21 protein-coding genes are annotated in these 20,275 nt (G+C 68.2%); 10 read left to right on the forward strand and 11 right to left on the reverse strand.

Going from position 1 to position 20,275, the window contains the following annotated elements; genetic code table 11:
* Positions 1 to 87 precede the first annotated feature (87 nt).
* Positions 88 to 2,133, forward strand: coding sequence for a protein kinase family protein (locus M5E06_RS21260; RefSeq protein ID WP_252139891.1), 2,046 nt, complete (start codon positions 88 to 90; stop codon positions 2,131 to 2,133).
* 21 nt (positions 2,134 to 2,154) lie between these two features.
* Positions 2,155 to 2,646, forward strand: a complete 492-nt coding sequence (locus M5E06_RS21265; protein ID WP_109152802.1) for a hypothetical protein — start codon at positions 2,155 to 2,157, stop codon at positions 2,644 to 2,646.
* Between the two features lie 5 nt (positions 2,647 to 2,651).
* Here the strand turns inward: M5E06_RS21265 and M5E06_RS21270 are convergent, their stop codons facing one another.
* From M5E06_RS21270 to M5E06_RS21280, 3 genes are read right to left on the reverse strand one after another with little or no spacing between them, the layout of a single operon-like run.
* The gene (locus M5E06_RS21270; protein WP_252139892.1) at positions 2,652 to 3,029 is read right to left on the reverse strand and encodes an oxidoreductase; all 378 of its coding nucleotides are present in this window, start codon (positions 3,027 to 3,029) and stop codon (positions 2,652 to 2,654) included.
* On the reverse strand, positions 2,938 to 3,225 hold the full coding sequence (locus M5E06_RS21275) for an oxidoreductase (RefSeq protein ID WP_502802000.1): 288 nt from the start codon (positions 3,223 to 3,225) through the stop codon (positions 2,938 to 2,940). The genes M5E06_RS21270 and M5E06_RS21275 overlap by 92 nt, the downstream gene beginning before the upstream one ends.
* Positions 3,222 to 3,962 (reverse strand): SDR family oxidoreductase, encoded by a 741-nt coding sequence (locus M5E06_RS21280; protein ID WP_252139893.1) that lies wholly within the window; start codon positions 3,960 to 3,962, stop codon positions 3,222 to 3,224. The genes M5E06_RS21275 and M5E06_RS21280 overlap by 4 nt, the downstream gene beginning before the upstream one ends.
* Before the next feature lie 120 nt (positions 3,963 to 4,082).
* Here M5E06_RS21280 and M5E06_RS21285 point away from each other — a divergent pair, with 120 nt between their 5' ends.
* Complete coding sequence (locus M5E06_RS21285; protein WP_252139894.1) at positions 4,083 to 5,051, forward strand: LysR family transcriptional regulator; 969 nt, start codon at positions 4,083 to 4,085, stop codon at positions 5,049 to 5,051.
* 38 nt (positions 5,052 to 5,089) lie between these two features.
* The gene (locus tag M5E06_RS21290; protein WP_252139895.1) at positions 5,090 to 5,278 is read left to right on the forward strand and encodes a hypothetical protein; all 189 of its coding nucleotides are present in this window, start codon (positions 5,090 to 5,092) and stop codon (positions 5,276 to 5,278) included.
* A gap of 20 nt (positions 5,279 to 5,298) precedes the next feature.
* On the opposite strand, the gene bla is transcribed toward M5E06_RS21290, so the two are convergent.
* Positions 5,299 to 6,216 (reverse strand): class A beta-lactamase, encoded by a 918-nt coding sequence (bla, locus tag M5E06_RS21295; RefSeq protein WP_252139896.1) that lies wholly within the window; start codon positions 6,214 to 6,216, stop codon positions 5,299 to 5,301.
* A 163-nt stretch (positions 6,217 to 6,379) separates the two neighbouring features.
* Here bla and M5E06_RS21300 point away from each other — a divergent pair, with 163 nt between their 5' ends.
* Positions 6,380 to 6,616 (forward strand): hypothetical protein, encoded by a 237-nt coding sequence (locus tag M5E06_RS21300; protein WP_252139897.1) that lies wholly within the window; start codon positions 6,380 to 6,382, stop codon positions 6,614 to 6,616.
* A 98-nt stretch (positions 6,617 to 6,714) separates the two neighbouring features.
* On the forward strand, positions 6,715 to 7,101 hold the full coding sequence (locus M5E06_RS21305) for an ArsR/SmtB family transcription factor (protein ID WP_286208878.1): 387 nt from the start codon (positions 6,715 to 6,717) through the stop codon (positions 7,099 to 7,101).
* A gap of 87 nt (positions 7,102 to 7,188) precedes the next feature.
* Here M5E06_RS21305 and M5E06_RS21310 read toward each other — a convergent pair whose 3' ends face one another.
* Together M5E06_RS21310 and M5E06_RS21315 are read right to left on the reverse strand one after the other, a co-directional pair.
* A complete protein-coding gene (locus M5E06_RS21310; RefSeq protein WP_252139898.1) occupies positions 7,189 to 10,464 on the reverse strand; it encodes an efflux RND transporter permease subunit in 3,276 nt (1,091 codons plus the stop codon).
* A complete protein-coding gene (locus tag M5E06_RS21315) occupies positions 10,464 to 11,546 on the reverse strand; it encodes an efflux RND transporter periplasmic adaptor subunit (protein WP_252139899.1) in 1,083 nt (360 codons plus the stop codon). Before M5E06_RS21315 ends, M5E06_RS21310 begins: the two co-directional genes overlap by 1 nt.
* Before the next feature lie 86 nt (positions 11,547 to 11,632).
* On the opposite strand from M5E06_RS21315, the gene M5E06_RS21320 reads away from it, so the two are divergent.
* From M5E06_RS21320 to M5E06_RS21335, 4 genes are all read left to right on the forward strand, one after another.
* A complete protein-coding gene (locus M5E06_RS21320) occupies positions 11,633 to 11,980 on the forward strand; it encodes an ArsR/SmtB family transcription factor (protein WP_109152793.1) in 348 nt (115 codons plus the stop codon).
* Positions 11,977 to 12,180, forward strand: a complete 204-nt coding sequence (locus tag M5E06_RS21325; protein ID WP_109152792.1) for a YgaP family membrane protein — start codon at positions 11,977 to 11,979, stop codon at positions 12,178 to 12,180. Before M5E06_RS21320 ends, M5E06_RS21325 begins: the two co-directional genes overlap by 4 nt.
* 96 nt (positions 12,181 to 12,276) lie before the next feature.
* Entirely contained in the window at positions 12,277 to 13,566 is a 1,290-nt protein-coding gene (locus M5E06_RS21330; RefSeq protein ID WP_252139900.1) for an NAD(P)/FAD-dependent oxidoreductase, read from the forward strand.
* A 117-nt stretch (positions 13,567 to 13,683) separates the two neighbouring features.
* The gene (locus M5E06_RS21335; RefSeq protein ID WP_252139901.1) at positions 13,684 to 14,307 is read left to right on the forward strand and encodes a glutathione S-transferase family protein; all 624 of its coding nucleotides are present in this window, start codon (positions 13,684 to 13,686) and stop codon (positions 14,305 to 14,307) included.
* A 177-nt stretch (positions 14,308 to 14,484) separates the two neighbouring features.
* On the opposite strand, the gene M5E06_RS21340 is transcribed toward M5E06_RS21335, so the two are convergent.
* The 5 genes from M5E06_RS21340 to M5E06_RS21360 form a co-directional block, all read right to left on the reverse strand.
* Positions 14,485 to 15,714: a phenylacetate--CoA ligase family protein gene (locus M5E06_RS21340; protein WP_252139902.1), complete on the reverse strand. Its 1,230-nt coding sequence runs from the start codon at positions 15,712 to 15,714 to the stop codon at positions 14,485 to 14,487.
* A 184-nt stretch (positions 15,715 to 15,898) separates the two neighbouring features.
* Positions 15,899 to 16,711, reverse strand: coding sequence for an ABC transporter ATP-binding protein (locus M5E06_RS21345; protein ID WP_502802002.1), 813 nt, complete (start codon positions 16,709 to 16,711; stop codon positions 15,899 to 15,901).
* 126 nt (positions 16,712 to 16,837) lie between these two features.
* Positions 16,838 to 18,118 carry an ABC transporter substrate-binding protein gene (locus M5E06_RS21350; protein WP_252139903.1) on the reverse strand — a complete coding sequence of 427 codons (1,281 nt, stop codon included), beginning with the start codon at positions 18,116 to 18,118 and terminating at the stop codon, positions 16,838 to 16,840.
* A 53-nt stretch (positions 18,119 to 18,171) separates the two neighbouring features.
* Positions 18,172 to 19,245, reverse strand: a complete 1,074-nt coding sequence (locus M5E06_RS21355; RefSeq protein ID WP_252139904.1) for a branched-chain amino acid ABC transporter permease — start codon at positions 19,243 to 19,245, stop codon at positions 18,172 to 18,174.
* A 7-nt stretch (positions 19,246 to 19,252) separates the two neighbouring features.
* On the reverse strand, positions 19,253 to 20,140 hold the full coding sequence (locus M5E06_RS21360; RefSeq protein WP_109152785.1) for a branched-chain amino acid ABC transporter permease: 888 nt from the start codon (positions 20,138 to 20,140) through the stop codon (positions 19,253 to 19,255).
* Positions 20,141 to 20,275 lie beyond the last annotated feature (135 nt).

Raw genomic sequence — 20,275 nt, forward strand, 5'->3', positions numbered from 1 at the left:
TACGCACGCGCACGTTAAGGGTTTGTTTGCCCTTTTCACGCCACCTAAGGCTTGCGCACATTCGCACGCCCCGGGGATCCGCCGTCCATGCCATCCGACGCCCAAACCGCCACGATGGGAGCCGCCACGGGGGCGATGGCGAACGCCGAACCGGTCAAGCTCGCCGAACGCTACGAGATCCAGCCCGGCGCGCCGATCCCGCTGCTGAACGCCGTCGGCGGCAACGCCTTCACCGCCAAGGCTCTGCGCGAAAAGCGGATCGAGCCCTTCGCCGTCATCTGCCATGCCTCGATCCTGCCGCGGATGGACATCTGCTCCACCGTCGGCAGCCTCGACAACGCCACCCACATGCGCCTGCTCGACTGGGGACTGGTGGACTGGCCGCAGGACCGCGGGCGGCGCTATTGCCTGGTGTTCGAACGGCCGGGCGGCAAGCGGCTGATGGGGTCGCTGACCGACACGCTGGACCCGATGCCGGAAGACCAGCTGACCCGGCAGATCATCCACCCGCTGGTCTCGGCGCTGAAGGAGCTGTCGAGCCGCGGCGTCGTCCATGGCGCGATCCGCCCGACCAACCTGTTCTACCGCGATTTGGCGGGCGGCGGGCTGATGCTGGGCGATTGCGTGTCGGCGCAGCCCGGCTATGGCCAGCCGGTCCTGCTGGAGACGATCGAGCGCGGCATGGCCAACCCGGCCGGGCGCGGCACCGGCACCATGGCCGACGACCTCTATTCGCTGGGCGTCACCCTGCTGATCCTGGCGCTCGGCCGCAACCCGCTGTCCGGCCTGGACGACGAGGCGGTGCAGCAGGCGAAGCTGGAGCGCGGGTCCTACCCGGCGCTGGTCCAGCAGCACCGGCTGCCGCTGGCGATCAACGAGGTGGTGCGCGGCCTGCTGGTGGACGATCCCAAGCAGCGCTGGACCCTGAACGACCTTGATCTGTGGGTGGCCGGCCGCCGGCTCAGCCCGAAACAGCCGCAGATCTCCCGCCGCGCCGCCCGGCCGCTGGAATTCCAGGGGTCGGAATACTGGCATTGCCGCACGCTGGCCCGTGCCTTCGCCCGCCATGCCCCCGCCGCCGCCTCCGTCATCGAAAGCGGAGAGCTGGACAAGTGGCTGCGCCGGTCGATGGGCGACGACGTGCGGGCGGAGGCGGTCAACAACGCCATCCAGACCGCCTCCAGCGGCAAGGGCGGCACCCAGGGCGACCGGCTGGTTGCCCGCGTCTGCATCGCGCTCGACCCCGCCGCCCCCATCCGCTACCGCGGCCGGGCGATGATGCCGGACGGCATCGCCACCATGCTGGCCGACGCCTTCATGCGCGGCGAATCCCCCCAGGCGGTGGCGGAGGTGCTGGCCAACCAGCTGCCGATGTTCTGGGTCAACGTCCAGACCGACTTCAAGCCGGAATTCGTGCCGCTGGTGCAGAGTTTCGACCAGCTGCGCGGCTTCCTCGACCGCTCCAGCCACGGGCTGGGAGTGGAGCGCGTGCTGTACGAGATGAACCCGACCATGCCCTGCATGAGCAGCCTGGTCGCCAAGCAACTGCCGACCACCCCGGCGGAGCTGCTGCGGGCGCTCGACTGGATCGCCGCGGGGGGCGAGCGGCACAAGGATCCCATCGACCGCCAGATCGCCGCCTTTCTGGGCGCCCGCCACAAGCGCGGCGACGAGCTGCTCTACACCCAACTCGGCAGCGGGGTGGAGCCGATGCGGCGCGTCATCGCCATGCTGACCATCCTGTCCGACATCCAGGCCCGCACCGGGGTCGATGGGCTGACCCATCTGGCCAGCTGGGTGGTGGCTCTGCTCGACCCCGCCTTCCGCCGCTTCCACAACCGGCCGCAGCAGCAGGAGGTGCGCAAGATGGCGGACGCCGCCGCGCACAACGGCCGGCTGACCGAACTGCTGAAGGTGGTCGACGATCCCGAATCGCTGCGCCGCGACCGGCTGGAGTTCGAGGCGGCGCAGATCGCCTACCGCGAGGCCGATGCGGAGATGGACAAGATCCGCCACACCATCGCCGACCGCAATTCCATCATTGAGACGTCGGGCCGGCAGGTCGCCGCCATCGCGTCCAGCCTGCTGTCGACCGTGCTGGTCGCCGGCATCATCCTGTTCTTCGCCTTCTGACCGGAAAACGGGGGGATCGCCATGGCACGCAAGAAGAAGAAAAAGGGCGGCGGCCTCACGCTGATCCTGCTGATCATCCCGGCGGCGCTGATCGTTCTGCCGACGACCATCCTGTTCGGCATCGGCATGATCCCGACCATCGTCGCCTATGTCGTCGACCGCGACCCCGACAAATCGGCGCCGATCACCGTCGGCGGGCTGAATTTCTGCGGCTGCATGCCCTTCGCCATCGATCTGTGGAAGCACCAGCACACCATCGGCGCCGCCGCGAAGGTGTTCGCCGACCCACTGGCCTGGCTGGTGATGTACAGCGCGGCCGCCGTCGGCTGGGGCCTCTATTACGGCATCCCGCCGCTGGTCGCCGGGATGGAGGTCACCCGCGCCGAAAAGCGGGTGGAGGTGCTGAAGCAGAAGAAGGTGGCGCTGGTCCAGGAATGGGGGCCGGACGTCGCCGGCGATTATTTCGACGAGTCCGGCGGCATGGAGCCCGACGCCGAGATGGAAGGCGCCTGAGAGCCTCAACCGGTGAAAGCGGCTGCGGAGTAATCGGTGTAGCCCGCCGGCCCGCCGCCGAACAGGCTGTTGGCACGGAATTCCGCCAGCGGCAGGCCGCGGCGCAGGCGCTCCGGCAGGTCCGGGTTGGCGACGAAGGGCCGGCCGAAGGCGACCAGATCGACCAGCCCGGCATCCAGCAACGCCTCCGCCCGCTCCACCGTATAGCGGCCGGCGACGATGATGGTGCCGCGGAACCACTCCCGCCAGGCTTGGCGCCACTCCATCGGCAGCGGCGTGCCGTTGTCCCAGTCATCCTCGGCGAAATGCAGCCGCGGGACGCCCAGCGCCTCCAGCCGGTCGATCACCCGGGTGAACAGGCCGTAGGGGTCGCTGTCGCTCATCCCCTTCAGCGTGATCAGCGGCGGTCGCCTCCGTCACGATCAGCCCGGCGCCGGCGCGCTGCGCATAATAGGCCGGGGCGAGATCCGACGGCACCTCGTCCTCGCCGGCGCGGGCGCGGGTCATCGGCGCCATCACGATGCGGTTGGGCAGTTCCAGCCCGCCCAGCCGGTAGGGGGAAAACAGGGATCCGCTCACAGCAGGCCTCCGCCATCGACGTCGATCACCGATCCGGTGACGAAACCCGTGGTCATCGCGAACAGGAAGGCCGCAGCCACCTCCTCCGCCCGGCCGACACGGCCGACCGGCAGCCCGCCCCCGACCTTCGCATAGAAGGCGTCGCGCCCGGCCGGCGGAATCGCCCGCCAGTTCTCCGTCGCCGTCACGCCCGGCGACACCACGTTGACCCGCAGCGGCGCCAGTTCCTTCGCCAGCGACTTGCCCAGCGCTTCGACGGCGGCGTTCATCACCGTCTTGGCCAGCGACCCGACGCTCGCCTTGCGCGACAGCAAGCCGGAGGTCAGCGTCACCGACCCGTCCGGCGCCAGATGCGGCAGCGCCGCCTGGACCGCGTCGGCCGCACCCCAAAGCTTCACCTCGAAAGCCCGCCGGGAGGCGGCGAGGTCGAGCTGCGCGAAGGCCGGGGAGCCGATCTGCGGCCCGGCGGTCAACACCAGATGGTCGAGGCTGCCGACGCTGCGGAACAGGGCGTCCAGGCTGGCGCGGTCGTCCAGATCGGCGGTCAGCCCCTCGACCCCCAAGGCCTCGGCGGCGATGCGGGTCCTCACCGCGTCATGGCCGGCGATCACCACCCGTGCCCCCTGCCCGCGCGCCGCCGCGGCCACCGCCCGGCCGATGCCGGACCCGCCGCCGATGACCACCACGCTGCGGCCCGCCAGCGATGCGGCACCCGCCGCGATTTCGTTTCTGTTCATGAATATCTCCGGAGGCCGGGCGGCGGCGCCGTCCCTCTTGCCTTGGACCTCATTGTGTCCTTCGGCGCCCTGGCAGATAATCCCGGGAGTTTTTGAGATATTGCCAAACGGAGTTTGACAATGATCGCGCTCGACGACCTCCGCCTGCTGCTTGCCGTCGCGGAGCAAGGCAACCTGTCGGCGGCGGCGCGGCAACTCGGCCTGCTGCCGGCGACGGCGAGCGCCGCGCTGAAACGGATCGAGCAGGCGCTGGGCGCCCGCCTGTTCGAGCGCTCGACGCGCAGCGTCCGCCCGACCGATGCCGGCGCCGCCTATCTCGCCAGTTGCCGGCAGGCGCTGGAACAGCTGGACGCGGCGGCCGAACGGCTGGCCGGCGACCGCAGCCGCTTCGCCGGGCCGGTGCGGCTGGCGGCGCCCTCCGACTTCGGTCGGACGGTCCTGCGCCCGTGGCTCGATGAGTTCCACGACCGGCATCCGGCCATCCGCATCACCCTGCTGCTGGGCGATCATCTGGCCGACCTGCTGCGCGACGACCTCGACTGCGCGCTGCGCTATGGCGCCCTGCCGGATTCCGCCTTCGTCCGGCGGCGGATGGCGCCGTCGCGCCGGATGCCGGTGGCCTCGCCCGCCTATCTGGAGGCGCACGGCACCCCCGCCGTGCCGGAGGATCTGCGCGGCCATCGCTGTCTTGTCCTGCTGCGCGGCCGGGAGCCGTTGAACCGCTGGCGCTTCGCCGGGCCGGCGGGCGAACGCAGCATCGTCGTGGAGGCCGACCGCGCCACCGACGACGGCGCGGTGCTGCGCGACTGGGCGCTGGCCGGCTGCGGCATCGCCCACAAATCCTGGCTGGATGTCGCCGCCGACGTCACCGCCGGACGGCTGCGTCCGCTGCTGATGGACTGGAGCGACGAGGACTCCCCGCTCCAGCTGCTGTTCGCCTCCGGCCGCCGCCGCCCTTTGCGGGTCGACGCGCTGGCCGACCATCTGGCCGGCCGGATCGCCGCCTATGCCGCCGCCCATCCTTTCCCGGCCCGTCAGCAAGGATCGGCCGTCGGTGATCTTGCAACCGACACCATCGCCGGTGCATGATCGGCGGCGAAGGTCGCAAGGTCGGCCATGAGGGTCGGATGTTCAGCGTCAGCCAGGATGAAGCCGCCGCAATCCAGAAGGCGTTTCACGAAAGCGGCGAGTGGGCGGCGGTCGCCGAGTTGCGGCGGCATTTTCACATTCAGGACAATGTGAACGCCCTGAACGCCGTGCGGTCCATCGTACGATGGGCTCAGCCGCAGCAACCGACGCCGGCATCTCCCGCCTGACCCAACTCGCTTGGAAGGCCTCAGCCGATCAGGCCGGCCACCGTCCGCGCCACCTCGGCATGGATGGAGTCCTGCTGCTTGAAGCCCTCCGTGGTGTGGGTCAGGTAGCATGCGACCAGCAGCGGCGCACGGCCCTCCGGCCAGACGATGGCGATGTCGTTAGCACTGCCGTAGCTGCCGGTCCCCGTCTTGTCCCCCACCCGCCAGCCGGCCGGCAGCCCGGCGCGCAGGCGCTTGTCGCCGGTCTTGTTGGCAACCATCCAGTCGATCAGCTGCCGGCGGGAGTCCGGCCGCAGCACGTCGCCGACCAAGATGCGTTCCATGCTGCGCGCCATGGCGGCCGGCGTGGTGGTGTCGCGCGGGTCGCCGGGGATGGCGGTGTTCAATGTCGGTTCGTTGCGGTCCAGCCGGGTGGTCTTGTCACCGATGCCCCGCATGAAGGCGGTCAGGCCGGCCGGATTGCCGATCCCCGGCAGCAGCAGGTTGGCCGCGACATTGTCGCTGAGCGTCATCGCAGCCTCGCACAGTTCGGCCACCGTCGGCGGCGTGCCGTCCAGCCGGGTTTCCGAGAAGGGGGCATAGGGCACCAGATCGGCCTTGGTCACCGGGATCCGCCGGTCCAGTCGGTCCTTGCCCTGGTCCACCGTTTTCAACACGGCGGCAGCCAATAGAAATTTGAAGGTGCTGCACATCGGGAACCGCTCGTCCCCGCGCCAGCCATGCAGCTTGCCGTTTGCGGTATCGAGAACCGCGACGCCGAGCCGGCCGCCGCTGCGGGCCTCCAGCTCCGTCATCTTCGCGGCCAGCGCGTCACTGCCGGACGCGTTGCCAGCCTTGTTCTTCTTGCTTTCCGCAGCCTGCACCCCGGCCACCGCCCCTGCCGCCGACAGCAGCAGGACCCCGCCCGTCGCCGCCAGGAAGCCCCGTCTTCCGATCATCTCCAACCCCGTTTTCCGCTGTTGCGATGGCCGGACGATAAAAAGCCGGGGGTGCGCGAACAAACGAGCTTTCCTCGCAGAAGGTACAAATTAAACTTATGACTTGCTTCGGCGGCGCCATGGCAGGCTATGGGCCACCGCGGATGTGGAAGGGAGCAGGCCGATGCCTTTGCGTCAGGAGATGGAAACGGACCGCTTCGAGGCGACGGCCGAGGACGGCAGCATCCATGCCGTGGTCGAGACGACCAGCTTCATCCAGATGGTGACCTTCCGCGGCCCGGCCGGCTGGGTTCCGGAGAGCAAGAGCTATCGCCTGGACGGCGGCGAGGCGGTGGAGCCGATGCCGGACGGCGGCTTCCGCATCGCCGCGTCGGGTCTGTCGCTGCGGCGAACCGGCTGAGCCGCCATGCGGCCGACAAATCCCTTGAACCCACTCCGTCAAGGGTTATATTAGTTTACCCTAATTTGCAGACTTCCGACGGCAGGATGGTCCAGGCGATGACCTCAACGCTGGGCGACACGGCACTCAACACCCCGGACTTCGAGGCTGCCGATTTCGAAGCGCGCGCCGCGGAGGCAGAGGGCTTCCTGCGCTCCATCGCCAGCCGGCACCGGCTGATGATCCTGTGCAGCCTTCTGGAGGGCGAGATGCAGGTGGGCGAACTGGTGCGCCGCCTCGGCCTGTCGCAATCCAACCTGTCCCAGCATCTCGCCAAGCTGCGCGAGGAGGGACTGGTCGCCACCCGCCGGCAGGGCACCGCGATCCATTACCGCATCGGCTCCGACCGGGTGCGGCCGATCCTGGGCGACCTCTACCACCTGTTCTGCGCGTCCGGCGATTCCGGTGAAATCCCCCTCTCCCCCCCGGGGAGAGGGTCGGGGTGAGGGGGATGCACAGGGTGGATTCTCGAGTATCCTCGCCGCGCGACCCCCTCACCCTAACCCTCTCCCCGGGGGGGAGAGGGGATTCTCTCACGTCCCCACCAGTTCCCCCGCTGCCACAGTCTTCCCCTGCGGACTCTCCGCCGTCTCCCCCTGCTGCGGCGGCAGGGTGGGCGCGTCGCCGCGCAGAACGACGTAGATCGCCGGGATCACCAGCACGGTCAGCAGTGTCGAGCTGAGCAGCCCGAAAAGCAGCGAGATCGCCAGCCCCTGGAAGATCGGGTCGGTCAGGATGAACGCGGCGCCGATCATCGCGGCGACCGCCGTCAGCAGGATCGGCTTGAAGCGGATCGCCCCCGCCTCCAGCACCGCCTCGCGCACGCTCATCCCGCGCTCCCGCAAATGGCGGATGAAGTCCACCAGCAGGATCGAGTTGCGGACGATGATGCCGGCCAGCGCGATGAAGCCGATCATCGAGGTCGCGGTGAAGGCCGCGCCGAACAGCCAGTGGCCGAGCACGATGCCGATCAGCGTCAGCGGCACCGGCACCAGGATCACCAGCGGAAGCTTGAAGCTGCCGAACTGGCCGACCACCAGCAGATAGATGCCGAGGATCGCCACGCCGAAGGCCGCCCCCATGTCGCGGAAGGTGACATAGGTGATCTCCCATTCGCCCTCCCACAGCAGAGCCGGCTTGCTCTGGTCCTCGGGCTGGCCGTGCAGCAGGATCTCCGGCTCCGCGCCCAGACCCCCGGCCTGCCAATCGACCTGCTTCAAGCGGTCCTGCACCGCCAGCATGCCGTAGATCGGCGCCTCGAACCGGCCGGCGAGGTCGGCCATCACCATTTCGGCATAGCGGCCGTTGCGGCGGAACAGCGGGTAGGAGGCCGGCTCCCGCGTCATGGTGACGAGGTCGCCCAACTCCACCGTGCCGCGCGCGCCCGGCACCGGCGTCGCGAGGATGCGTTCGGACAGGAACAGCCCGGATTTCGGCAGCTGCACCGCGATCTCGATCGGATTGCGCCCGGCGCCGCGGTGGGAATAGCCGACCGGCACGCCGCCGACCAGCGCCTGCAGCGTGTCGTAGACCGCCTGTTCCTCGACGCCATGGAACTCCAGGCTTTCATGGTCGAGCGCGAAGCGCAGCCGCTCGCCGGGCGCACGCACGGTGTTGTCGACGTCGACGATGAAGTCCACGCTGCGGAAGGCGTCCTCGACGATGTGCGCCGCCTTCTGCCGTGTCGGTGCATCGGGGCCATAGACCTCGACCAGCAGGGTGGAGAGCACCGGCGGGCCGGGCGGCACCTCGACCACCTTGACCGTCGTGCCGTCGGGCACCGCCAGAGACTTCAGCCGGGCGCGGACGTCGAGCGCGATCTGGTGGCTGCTGCGGCTGCGCTCGCCCTTCGGCGCGAGGTTCACCTGCAAATCGCCCTGCTCCGGCTGGTCGCGCAGGTAGTAATGCCGGACCAGACCGTTGAAGTTGAAGGGAGAGGCGGTGCCGCTGTAGGCCTGGACGCTCTCCAGCTCCGGCAGGTCGGCGATCGCCCGCGCCGCGGTCAGCAGCACGCGCTCGGTCTCCTCCGGCGAGGCGCCACGCGGCAGGTCGACGACGACCTGCAGCTCCGACTTGTTGTCGAAGGGCAGCAGCTTCACCGCCACGTCCTTGGTGTAGAACAGCGTGGTCGAGGCCAGGGTCGCGACCCCCACCACCAGCAGAAAGGTCCAGGCCCGCCGCTTGCTGCGGATCAGCGGTCGCGCCACCGCCAGATACATCCGCCCCAGCGCGCCCCCGCCTTCATGACCGCCGCCATGCCCAGCAGCCGGCGTGTCGCCGGGCCGCAGCTTCACCATCAGCCAGGGCGTCAGCACCATGGCGACGAAGAAGCTGAACACCATCGCGGCGGAGGCGTTGGCGGGGATCGGGCTCATGTACGGCCCCATCAGGCCGGACACGAACATCATCGGCAGCAGCGCGGCGATGACGGTCAGGGTGGCGACGATGGTCGGGTTGCCGACCTCGGCCACCGCCTCGATGGCGGCCTGCACCTTGGACCGGCCGTCCTTCTTCGCCCAATGGCGGTCGATGTTCTCGACGACGACAATGGCGTCGTCCACCAGGATGCCGATGGAGAAGATCAGGGCGAACAGGCTGACCCGGTTGATGGTGTAGCCCATCAGCCAGGACGCGAACATGGTCAGCAGGATGGTCGTCGGAATGACGATCAGCGTCACGATGCCCTCGCGCCAGCCGATGGCCAGCACGATCAGCGCGACGATGGTGACGGTGGCGAGCGCCAGATGGAACAGCAGCTCGTTCACCTTCTCGTTGGCGGTCTCGCCGTAATTGCGGGTGACGGTCAGCGTCAGGCCCTTCGGCAGCGACTCCTTCTCGATGGCGTGGACGCGCTCCAGCACACGCTCGGCGATGGTGACGGCGTTGGCGCCGGCCCGCTTGGCGATGGCGAGGGTGACGGCCGGGGTGCGGACCAGCCCGCCCTTGCCGTCCGGCGTCATCGTCCACGCCATGCTGTCGTCGGGCCGCGAGCCGACCACGATGTCGGCGACGTCCTTGACATAGACCGGGCGGCCGTCGCGCGTGGTCACCAGAAGCAGGCCGATGTCCGCCGTCCCCTGCAGGGTCTGGCCGGCCACCACCGGCAGGCTGCCGCCCTGCGCCCGCACCGATCCGACGATGAAGGACCGGTTGGCGTTCTTCACCTTGTCGACCAGCTGGTTCAGCGTCACCCCGAACAGCGCCAGCTTTTCCGGGTCGGGCTCCACCCGGATCTGGTCGGGCCGGCCGCCGACGATGTAGCTCTTGCCGACATCCTCGACCTGGACCAGCTGGGCCAGCAGCTCGTCGGCGACGCCGTGCAGCGCGGTGTCGGTCCAGCGCCCCGCCTCGTCCGGCTTGGGCGCCAGCGTCAGGGTCAGGATCGCCACGTCGTTGATGCCGCGCCCGACGATCAGCGGTTCCGGAATACCGAGCGGGATGCGGTTCATGTTGGCGCGCACCTTCTCGTGCACGCGCAGGATGGCGTCGTCGGACGAGGTGCCGACCAGGAAGCGGGCGGTCACCACCACCCGGTCGTCCATGGTCTGGCTATAGGTGTGCTCGACCCCGTCGATGCCCTTGACGATCTCCTCCAGCGGCTTGGTCACCAGCTCGACCGCGTCGTCGGCCTTCAGCCCGTCGGCGCGGACCAGGATGTCGACCATCGGCACGCTGATCTGCGGTTCCTCCTCGCGCGGCAGCGACATCAGCGCGACGGCGCCGACCACCAGCGAGGCCAGCAGCAGCAAAGGCGTCAGGGGCGAGCGGATGAAGGTCCGCGTCAACACCCCGGAAATGCCGAGCTTCATCACACGCCCTCCGGCCGGACGATCACGTCGCCCGGCTTCAATCCCGACAGCACCTCGATCCCGCCGGGCTGGCCATCCAGCGCAGGGATCGGTCCGCCGACCTGAACCGGCGTTTCGCTGCCGTCGGCCAGCCGCAGGAAATCGGTGCCGAAGCGGCGGACGATCCAGTCCGGCGGCACCACGATGGCTTGCCGCGTGCCGGTCGCCACATAGACCCGCACCCGTTCGCCGACGAAGAAATCGCCCAGCCCGGTGACGGTGGCGTCGGCGACCACCTGCCCGCCCGACAGTTCCGGATAGACCTGCCGCACGGTGCCGCGCTTCAGCGCGGTTTCACTAACCGGCGCCGTGGCTTGCGGAGCGGCCGGGGCCAGCCCGCGGTTGCCGACCAGCACCGGGTCGCCCTCATGCATGAAGCGGGCATGGCGCTCCGGCAGGTGAAGGCGCAGCACGTAGGTTTCCGTGGCGATGCTCGCCACCGTCTCGCCGGGGACCACCACCGCGCCGTCGATCACCTTGACCTGCAGGATGCGGCCGTTGGCCGGGGCCAGCACCTCCCCCTCGCGCAACTGCTGCTCGACCACCGCCCGTTCCGCCTTCATGGCGGCGATCTGGGCGCGGGCGACGTCCACCGCCGACTGCGCGTCGTCCAGCCGCTGCTGCGTGCCCGTCCCGCTGGCGCGCAGGCGCTGCGCCCGGTCCAGCTCCAGTTCGGCCTGATGCTGCTGCGCCTGCAAAGCCTGGATGCGGGCGTCCAGCGAGACGATCTGCAACGGCAGCTTCGGGTCGCGGACAGTAGCCAGCAGCTGGCCGGTGGTGACCTTGTCCCCCTCCTTCACCTTCAGCTCGGCGATGGTGCCGCCGATGCGGGTGCGGGCCAGCGTCTCGTGAACGCTTTCCACCGTGGCGAAGACGGCCTTCAGATCCTCCACCGGTCGGGGCTGGATGGTGATGCTGGCAGGCACCTGCACCTCCGCCTGCGGGGCCGGCTGGGCGCGCGACAGCGACGGAAAGCCGGCGACGCACAGCAAAGCCAGGGCGAGGGGGGCGGCCAGACGGGCTGGAGAGGATCGACGGGACATTGGGCCACCTCGGACGGGAGGAACGGACGGATAGGTGCGGCGGACGCCTGTTGACCTTTAATTTAGAATACTCTAATTTAGTGTCAATGAATGATTCGGATGGCCGCCATATCCGCTCCGCGGCGCGCCTGCTGAAGGCGATCGCCAACGAACGGCGCCTTTCCATCCTCTGCCATCTGGCGCACGGGGAGATGTGCGTCGGCGCGCTCGTGGCCGCCATCGGTCTCAGCCAATCGGCCCTGTCGCAGCATCTGGCCCGGTTGCGCGCCGACGGCCTCGTTCGCACCCGGCGCGTTGGGCATTCGATCGTCTATGCGCTGGCCAGCACCGAGGCCGCCGCGGTGATCGAAGTGCTGCAGGGCCTCTACTGCGACGGACCGCCGCCGGACCATTCGTCGGCACTCCCCTCTTCTCCACCGGAGACACGGACATGAGCATCGATCGTATCGTGATGGCCTTCGCCGGGACCATGATCCTGGTCAGTTTGGCGCTGTCGCAACTGCACAGCCCGCAGTGGCTCTGGCTGACCGCCTTCGTCGGCGCCAACCTGCTGCAGGCCTCCTTCACCGGCTTCTGCCCGCTGGCGATGATCCTGAAGCGGCTGGGTGCGCGCTCCGGCGTCGCCTTCTCCTGAGGGAGCGGCGGCGCACATCTTCCACAAACGCAAGGCCCGCCGGTCGATCCGTCGAGATGACCGAGAAGAAGGCCTGCCTTAGGAGAGGAAACAGCAATGGCGCATATCGTCGTCCTGGGGGCGGGCATCGGGGGCATCCCGATGGCCTACGAAATGAAGGAACTGGCACGGCCGGAGGATCGGATCACCGTCGTGTCGAACAGCAACAGCTTCCAGTTCGTGCCGTCCAACCCCTGGGTGGCCGTGGGCTGGCGCAAGCGGGAGGACATCACCGTCCCGCTTGCCGAACCCTTCGCCCGCAAGGGCATCGCCTTCACCCCGGTCGGCTGCCGTCAGGTGCGGCCGGAGGAAAACCGGCTGGAGCTGAATGACGGCACCAGCATCGACTACGACCAGCTGGTGATCGCCACCGGCCCCGAACTGGCCTTCGACGAGATCGAAGGCTTCGGTCCGCAGGCCAACACCATCTCCATCTGCCATGTCGACCATGCGGTGGAGGCGGCCGAGCGCTGGGAGGCCTTCTGCCGCGACCCCGGCCCGCTGGTGATCGGCGCGGTGCAGGGCGCCTCCTGCTTCGGCCCGGCCTATGAGTTCGCGATGATCGCCGATGCCGACCTGCGCCGCCGGAAGATCCGCCACAAGGTCCCCATCACCTTCATTTCGTCGGAACCCTATGTCGGCCATCTCGGGCTGGGCGGCGTCGGCGACACCAAGGGGCTGCTGGAATCGGCGCTGCGCGAGCGTCACATCAAGTGGATCGTCAACGCCCGCACCGACCGCTTCACCCCCGACGCCGTGCATGTCACGGAGATGGACGAGGCGGGCCGGGAGAAGACGGCGCATGTGGTCGAAAGCCGCCTGACCATGATGCTGCCGGCCTTCCGCGGCATTGCCGCCCTGCGCGGTGCGGAGGGGCTGGTCAACCCGCGCGGCTTCGTCCTGGCCGACAAGCACCAGCGCAATCCGACCTATCGCAACGTCTTCGGCGTCGGCGTCTGCATCGCCATCCCGCCGGTGGAAAAGACGCCGGTTCCGGTCGGCGTGCCGAAGACCGGCTATATGATCGAAACGATGGTCACCGCCGCCGCCCGCAACATCCGCTCCCTGCTCGACGGCAAGGAGCCGGTGGAGGAAGGGACCTGGAGCGCGCTGTGCCTCGCAGATTTCGGTGACAGCGGCGTCGCCTTCGTCGCCATGCCGCAAATTCCGCCGCGCAATGTCAACTGGTCGTCGCACGGACGCTGGGTCCATTTCGCCAAGGTCGGGTTCGAGCGCTATTTCCTGCGCAAGGTCCGCAAGGGCATCAGCGAACCGGTGTACGAGCGCTATGTGTTGAAGCTGCTGGGCGTGAAGCGGGTGCAGGAGCCGGCGACCAGCGACGTGTGAGGCGGAGAGAAGGAGGGCGCGGTTTCCGCTGGCGCGGCCGGGGCGGTTGAGGCCATGCTCCCTGAAATGCCGGACACCGGTCGATCCGGTGTCCACAAATCAGGGAGACAGAGCACCGTGACCGCGCCCTTCATCCTCTATGGCAACGTGAATTCCCAGCCCGCGACCCGCATCGCGCTGTTCTTCCGGCTGGGCGGCATTCCCTTCCAGTACCGCCATGTCGACCTGCGCAACGGCCAGCAGAAGTCGCCCGAATATCAGGCGATCAACCGCTTCGGCCGGGTGCCGACGCTGGTTCACGGCGACCATTCAATTTCCGAATCCAGCGTGATCCTGACCTATCTGGCCGAACAGACCGGCCGGTTCGGCGGCCGTGACGAGGCCGAGAAGCTGCGGCTTGCCGAATGGCTGAGCTGGCTGGCCGACGTGCTGCTGCCGGTCCAGCGCGCCCGCGCGGTGCGCAAATTCAACGGCGACGCCAACGCCCTGCCCTGGATCGACGCCTCGGCGGCCAGCGGCCTGAAGCTGTTCGACCAGCATCTGGCCGGCCGCAGCTTCATCGAGGGCGACCGGCTGACCATCGCCGACATCTTCGCTTTCCCCTGGATCGATCTGCTGAATGAATCCGGGATCGAGGCGAAGGACTATCCCAACGTCCAGTCCTGGGCCGACCGCATCCGCGCCCAGCCGGGCTACAAGCCGCAGTACGAGCTGATGCCGTCGGCGGATGCGGAGTGCTGAGGTAAGCTGACGGGGTGCCGGCGGCGGGTGCCCCCTCCCTAACCCTCCCCCGCCCTCGGCCGGCCGAAGGCCGGTCCGATCGCGGGAGAGGGGACTGCCGCCGCAATCCCGCAAAGCTCCTGCCCCCTCTCCCGCGAAGCGGGGGAGGGATGGGGAGGGGGCACCCGCCGCACCCACTCACCCCCGCATGTCGTCAATCACCTTGCCGTCGTTCGCCAAACTCCCCGGCGCCACGAACTCCACCGCCCCCTTCAGCTTGGTCACCGACGCCAGCGTCTCGCGGATGGCGGCGGACAGTGCCTCCCCACTCTCCTCCGCTTCGCAGCGGAGGGTCATGGTGTCGCTGGCATCCTGCCGCCCTACCACCAGCCGGGCGCGCCCGATCTGGGGATGGCGGCGCAGCACCTCCGCCACCTGGCTCGGGTGGACGAACATGCCCTTGACCTTGGTGGTCTGGTCGGCGCGGCCCATCCAGCCCTTCAGCCGCATGTTGGTCCGGCCGCAGGGGCTGGTCCCCGGCAGCACCGCCGACAGGTCGCCGGTGCCGAAGCGGATCAGCGGATAGGCCGGGTTGAAGATGGTCACCACCACCTCGCCGACCTCGCCGTCGGGAACCGGGTCGCCGGTGCCGGGGCGGACGATCTCGACGATGCAGCCCTCGTTCACCACCAGCCCCGACCGCGCCTCGGTCTCATAGGCGACGATGCCGAGATCAGCGGTGCCGTAGCACTGGTAGACCTCCAGCCCGCGCGCCTCGTAGAAGGCGTGGGCGTCGGGCAGATAGGGGCCGCCCGACACGCTGGCGATGCGGATCGACGACACGTCCAGCCCCAGCGCGTCGCCCTTCTCCAGGATGATCTTCAGGAAGTCGGGCGTGCCGATATAGCCGCGCGGCTTCAGGCTGGCGACGACCTGGGCCTGCATCTCGGTGTTGCCGGTGCCGGCGGGGATGACGGCGCAGCCGATGGCGTGCGCCCCGGTCTCGAACATCGAGCCGGCGGGGGTCAGATGGTAGGCGAAGCAGTTGTGGGCGAGATCACCGGCGCGGAAGCCGGCGGCGAACAGCGCGCGGGCGCTGCGCCAGGGATCGGTGCCGTGCGGCTCCGGATCATGGATCGGGCCGGGGGAGGCGAAGACGCGGGCCAGCCGCCCGACCTCCACCGCCGCCAGCCCGCCGAAGGGTGGGTCCGCCTGCTGCAGCGCGATCAGGTCGGACTTCCGCGTCACCGGCAGGGTGGCCAGCGCGTTGCGGTCGTGGATCGACGCCGGGTCGATGTCGGCCAGCAGCCGGCCGAAATAGGGTGCCGCGTCCTTGGCGTGGTGCAGATGGACGGGCAGCGCCGCGAACTGCTCGGCCTCGCGCCGGTCGGAGGAACGGGTTTCGAGGTCGTCGTAGTAATCGGTCATGGTCGTTCGTCCGTTCAGGGGTCGGCCGATCATCGCCAGTTTTGCCCCCTCCCCATCCCTCCCCCGCTCCGCGGGAGAGGGGGCAGGACGCTCGCAGGAGTGTCGCAAAGGAGTGGCGGCAGTCCCCTCTCCCGCAAAGCGGGGGAGGGTTAGGGAGGGGGCATCGAAGCCGACGCCTCCCCGCTCAAATCCAGCGCTTGCGCCGCTTGAAGCTCTTCAAATTCTTGAAGCTCTTGCGCTCTTCGTTGCCGCCGCCGAGGTAGAATTCCTTCACGTCCTCGTTGTTGCGCAGCTCGTCGGCGGTGCCGTCCAGCACGACTTTGCCGTTCTCCATGATGTAGCCGCGGGTTGCGGCCTGCAGCGCCATGCGGGCGTTCTGCTCCACCAGCAGGATGGTGACGCCAAGGTCCTTGTTGATCTGCTGGACGATGCTGAACACCTCCTTCACCATCAGGGGCGACAGGCCCATGCTGGGCTCGTCCATCAGGATCAGCTTCGGCCGGGCCATCATCGCGCGGCCGATGGCCAGCATCTGCTGCTCGCCGCCGGACAGGTAGCCGGCAAGGCCGGTGCGTTCCTTCAGCCGGGGGAAATAGCTGAAGACCATGTCCAGGTCGTCCTTCACCCCGCCGTCGCGGCGGGTGTAGGCGCCGAGGCGCAGGTTTTCCAGACAGGTCATGTCGGCGATGATGCGCCGGCCCTCCATCACCTGGAAGATGCCCTTGCGGACGATCTGGTCGGGGTCGATGCCGTTGATGCGCTCGCCGTTGAAGGTGATGTCGCCGCGGGTGACCTCGCCGTCCTCGGTCTTCAGCAGGCCGGAGATCGCCTTCAGCGTCGTCGACTTGCCGGCGCCGTTGGCGCCCAGCAGGGCCACGATCTCACCCTCCGGCACCTCCAGGCTGAGGCCGCGGAGCACGAGGATCACGTCGTTGTAGACGACCTCGATGTTGTTGACGGACAGCATCATCCGCTTCGCAGCCGTGACGGGCGGCATTCCGGCTTGGGCGGGAGCGTTGGTCGAAGCGGCCGTGGCGGTGGTCAGCATGCGGCACCTGAACTGTTCGTAAGAAGGGGGGCGCCCCCGCCGGAAACGGGGCGGAGGCGCCGCTTGCTCAAGGACTTACCAGCCCAGCCATTCCGCCTTGCGCGGAACGTCGACGGTGGTCAGCTTCTCCAGCTTGATGGTGCCGGCCTTGACCAGATCGTCCACGCTGGCGCCGGTCTCGCCCGACACCTTGGCGCGGTAGATGTTGACCGCCGTCATGCCGCGGTGGTCGGTGTCGGTCCAGGTCGACGGGACGCAGACGCCCTCAAGCCCGGCCGGAACCCAGTCCTTCTTCTGGTACATCGCCTTGCGGATGTTCGGGCCGGTGACGCCGCCGTTCTTCGACGCCCAGTCCATCGCCTCCTTCATGTAGAAGGCGGTGCAGACGCCGGCCATGTAATGCACCGGGCGATAGGCGTTGCCCGACGCATCGGAGATCTTGGAGATGTCCTTCAGCGTCTTCATGCCCGGCACCTCGGCGTTCCAGGTCACCGCCGTGCGCATCGGGAACACCACGCCGTCGGCGGCCGAGCCGGCGGCCTTGGCGGCGTTCTCGTCCATGCCCCAGACGTTGCCCATGAACTGCACCTTGGCGCCGACCGTCTGGCAGGCCTTCAGCACCGAGATGTTGGAGCCGGCGGTGTTGCCGAGATAGGCGTAGTTGACGCCCGACTGCTTCAGGGTCAGGCACTGGGCGGTGTAGTCGCCGGGGGTCAGGGCGAACTGGACGGCCGGCAGCACCTCGAAGCCCAGCTCCTTGGCCAGTTGCTCGCCGGCTTCCTTCGGCGCGTTGGGATAGGGGTGGTTGGCGCCCATGTGGACGTATTTCGGCTTGCCCTGGCCGCCCTGCTTCTTCCAGTCCTCGGCCGCCCACATCAGCATGCCGCGCAGCGCGTCGGAATAGGATGGGCCGTAGAAGAAGTTGTAGGGCGCCGGCTTGGAGCCGTGCGGACCCTTGCCGGTCGGGTCGGTCAGGTGGCCGGAGTAGGAGCCGGAATAGGCCGGGATCTCGTCCTTGCCGACGAAGCCGGTCAGCGCCTCGGTGTCGGCGGTGCCCCAGCCCTGCAGGGCCGCGATCTTGTCGCTGCCCGACGACCATTTCTTGTACTGGCTGATGGCGCGCGGCGCCTGATAGCCGTAGTCGACGGTGTCGACCGCCAGCTTGGTGCCGTTGATGCCGCCATGGGCGTTGATGTAGGCCAGCGCGTCCGACACGCCCTGCGCATAGGGCACGCCGACGTCGGAGGTGGCGCCGGACTGGTCCGCCAGATGGCCGACCGGGATGTCCGCATAAGCGGTGGCGGAGGTCGCCAGCAGAAGCGCAGAGGTCGCGAAGAGCGCGGTCTTGATCGACATGGTGCGTTTACTCCCCATTCTGTTCTGTTTGTTGATCGGCAAAAGCTTAGGCATCAGTGCGAGAAGGGATAGAGCTTCCAGTAGGCCTTGATCTGCTTCCAACGGTGGGCCAGCCCGTCGGGCTCGAACACCAGGAACAGGATGATGACGAGGCCGATCGACATCTCGCGCAGGAAGGCAATGTTGTCCTTCAGGTTCAGCGCGGTATCGATGGCGGTGCCGCTCACCAGCTTGGTCAGCGCCTGCATCGCCTCGGGCAGGAAGACCATGAAGGCGGTGCCCATCAGCGTGCCCATGATCGAGCCCAGCCCGCCGATGATGATCATGCCCAGGAACTGGATCGAGAAGAGGATGGTGAAGCCCTCGACCGACACGAACTGCAGGTAATGGGCGTACAGCGCGCCGCCGATACCGGCATAGAAGGCGGAGATGCCGAAGGACATCGTCCGGTACTTCGTCAGGTTGATGCCCATGATCTCGGCGGAGAGATAATGGTCGCGCACCGCCACCAGGGCGCGGCCGTCGCGGGTCCGCATCAGGTTGGTGGCGAGGATGTACATCACCACCAGCGCCACCAGGGCGACGTAGAAGTACCGCTCGTCGGTGTCGAAGGAGAAGCCGAAGATGGTCAGCGGCTCGGCGATGGTGCCGGCGGTGCCGCCGGTGAACCAGTCGGCCCGCGCGAAGAAGTCCTGCAGGATGTACTGCGCCGCCAGCGTGGCGATGGCGAGATACAGGCCCTTCAACCGCGCCGCCGGCATGCCGAACAGCAGCCCAACCAGCGTGGTGATGACGCCCGCCAGCGGGATGGCCAGCGCCACCGGGACGCCGACACTGTTGCTGAGCCAGGCCGAGGCGAAGGCGCCGAAGCCGAAGAAGGCGGAATGGCCGATGGAGATCTGGCCGGTGAAGCCGACCAGGATGTTCAGGCCGAGTGCCGCGATTCCGAGATAGCTGATCTGGATCAGCAGGCTCAGCCAGTAGCGGTCCATGAAGGCCGGGCAGGCCAGCAGGAGGACCACGCCCAGGATCGCGAAGTTGCGGCTGGTCTTGGTCGGGAAGATGGTGGTGTCGGACCCGTAGGACGTCTTGTAATCGCCGCTCGGGATGATGCTGACGGATGCCATGGGGGCCTCACACGCGCTCGATGTCTTTGGTGCCGAACAGGCCGTAGGGCTTGATCATCAGGATGGCGATCAGGACGTAGAAGGGCGCGATCTCGTACATGTTGCCCCAGTTCAGCCACTGGCTGTCCAGATAGTGCGCCATGTTCTCCAGCACGCCGACGATCAGGCCGCCGACCACCGCGCCGATGACGCTGTCGAGACCGCCCAGGATCACCGCCGGGAACACCTTGATGCCGAAGAAGGACAGGGCCGACGACACGCCGTTGACCACGCCCACCGTGACGCCGGCCACCGCCGACACCATGGCGGAGATCGCCCAGCTCATCGCGAACATGTGGCGGACCGAGATGCCCAGCGATTGCGCCACCTGCTGGTCGAAGGCGGTGGCCCGCATGGCGAGACCGGTCCGCGAGTATTTGAAGAACCAGCCGAAGCCCGCCATGATCAGGATCGAGATGACCAGCGACATGACGTAGACCGTCTGCACCTCAAGCCCGAACAGGTTCATGGTGGGGCTGGCGAAGATCGGCGGGAAGGGCTTGGCGAAGACGCCGAACATCCACTTCATCGCCGCCTGGAAGACGATGGACAGGCCGATCGTCACCATGATGACGGAGATGATCGGCTCGCCGATCATCGGCCTCAGGACGACGATCTGCAGGATGACGCCGAAGGCCAGCATGAAGACCAGCGTGATCGGGAAGCCGATCCAGAAGGGCAGCTGCCAACTGGTCAGCAGCCACCAGCAGGTCCAGGCGCCGATCAGCAGGAATTCGCCCTGCGCGAAGTTGACGATGCGGCTGGCCTTGTAGATCAGCACGAAGGACATGGCGACCACGCCATACAGCGCGCCGACGATCAGGCCGTTGACGAGAAGCTGAAACAGAAGGGTCATGGCGTGGCCTCGCCCGTGAGGATCGCGTTATCCCGAATCCCCCCCATCGCAAGCTCTGCTTGCGATGCCGACAGGCGAAGCGCAGCTTCGCCGAAAGGCGGGGAGAGGGTCGGGGTGAGGGGGGCGCGTGGCGAG

Source organism: Azospirillum sp. A1-3 (genome assembly GCF_023806445.1).
GTDB lineage: Bacteria > Pseudomonadota > Alphaproteobacteria > Azospirillales > Azospirillaceae > Azospirillum.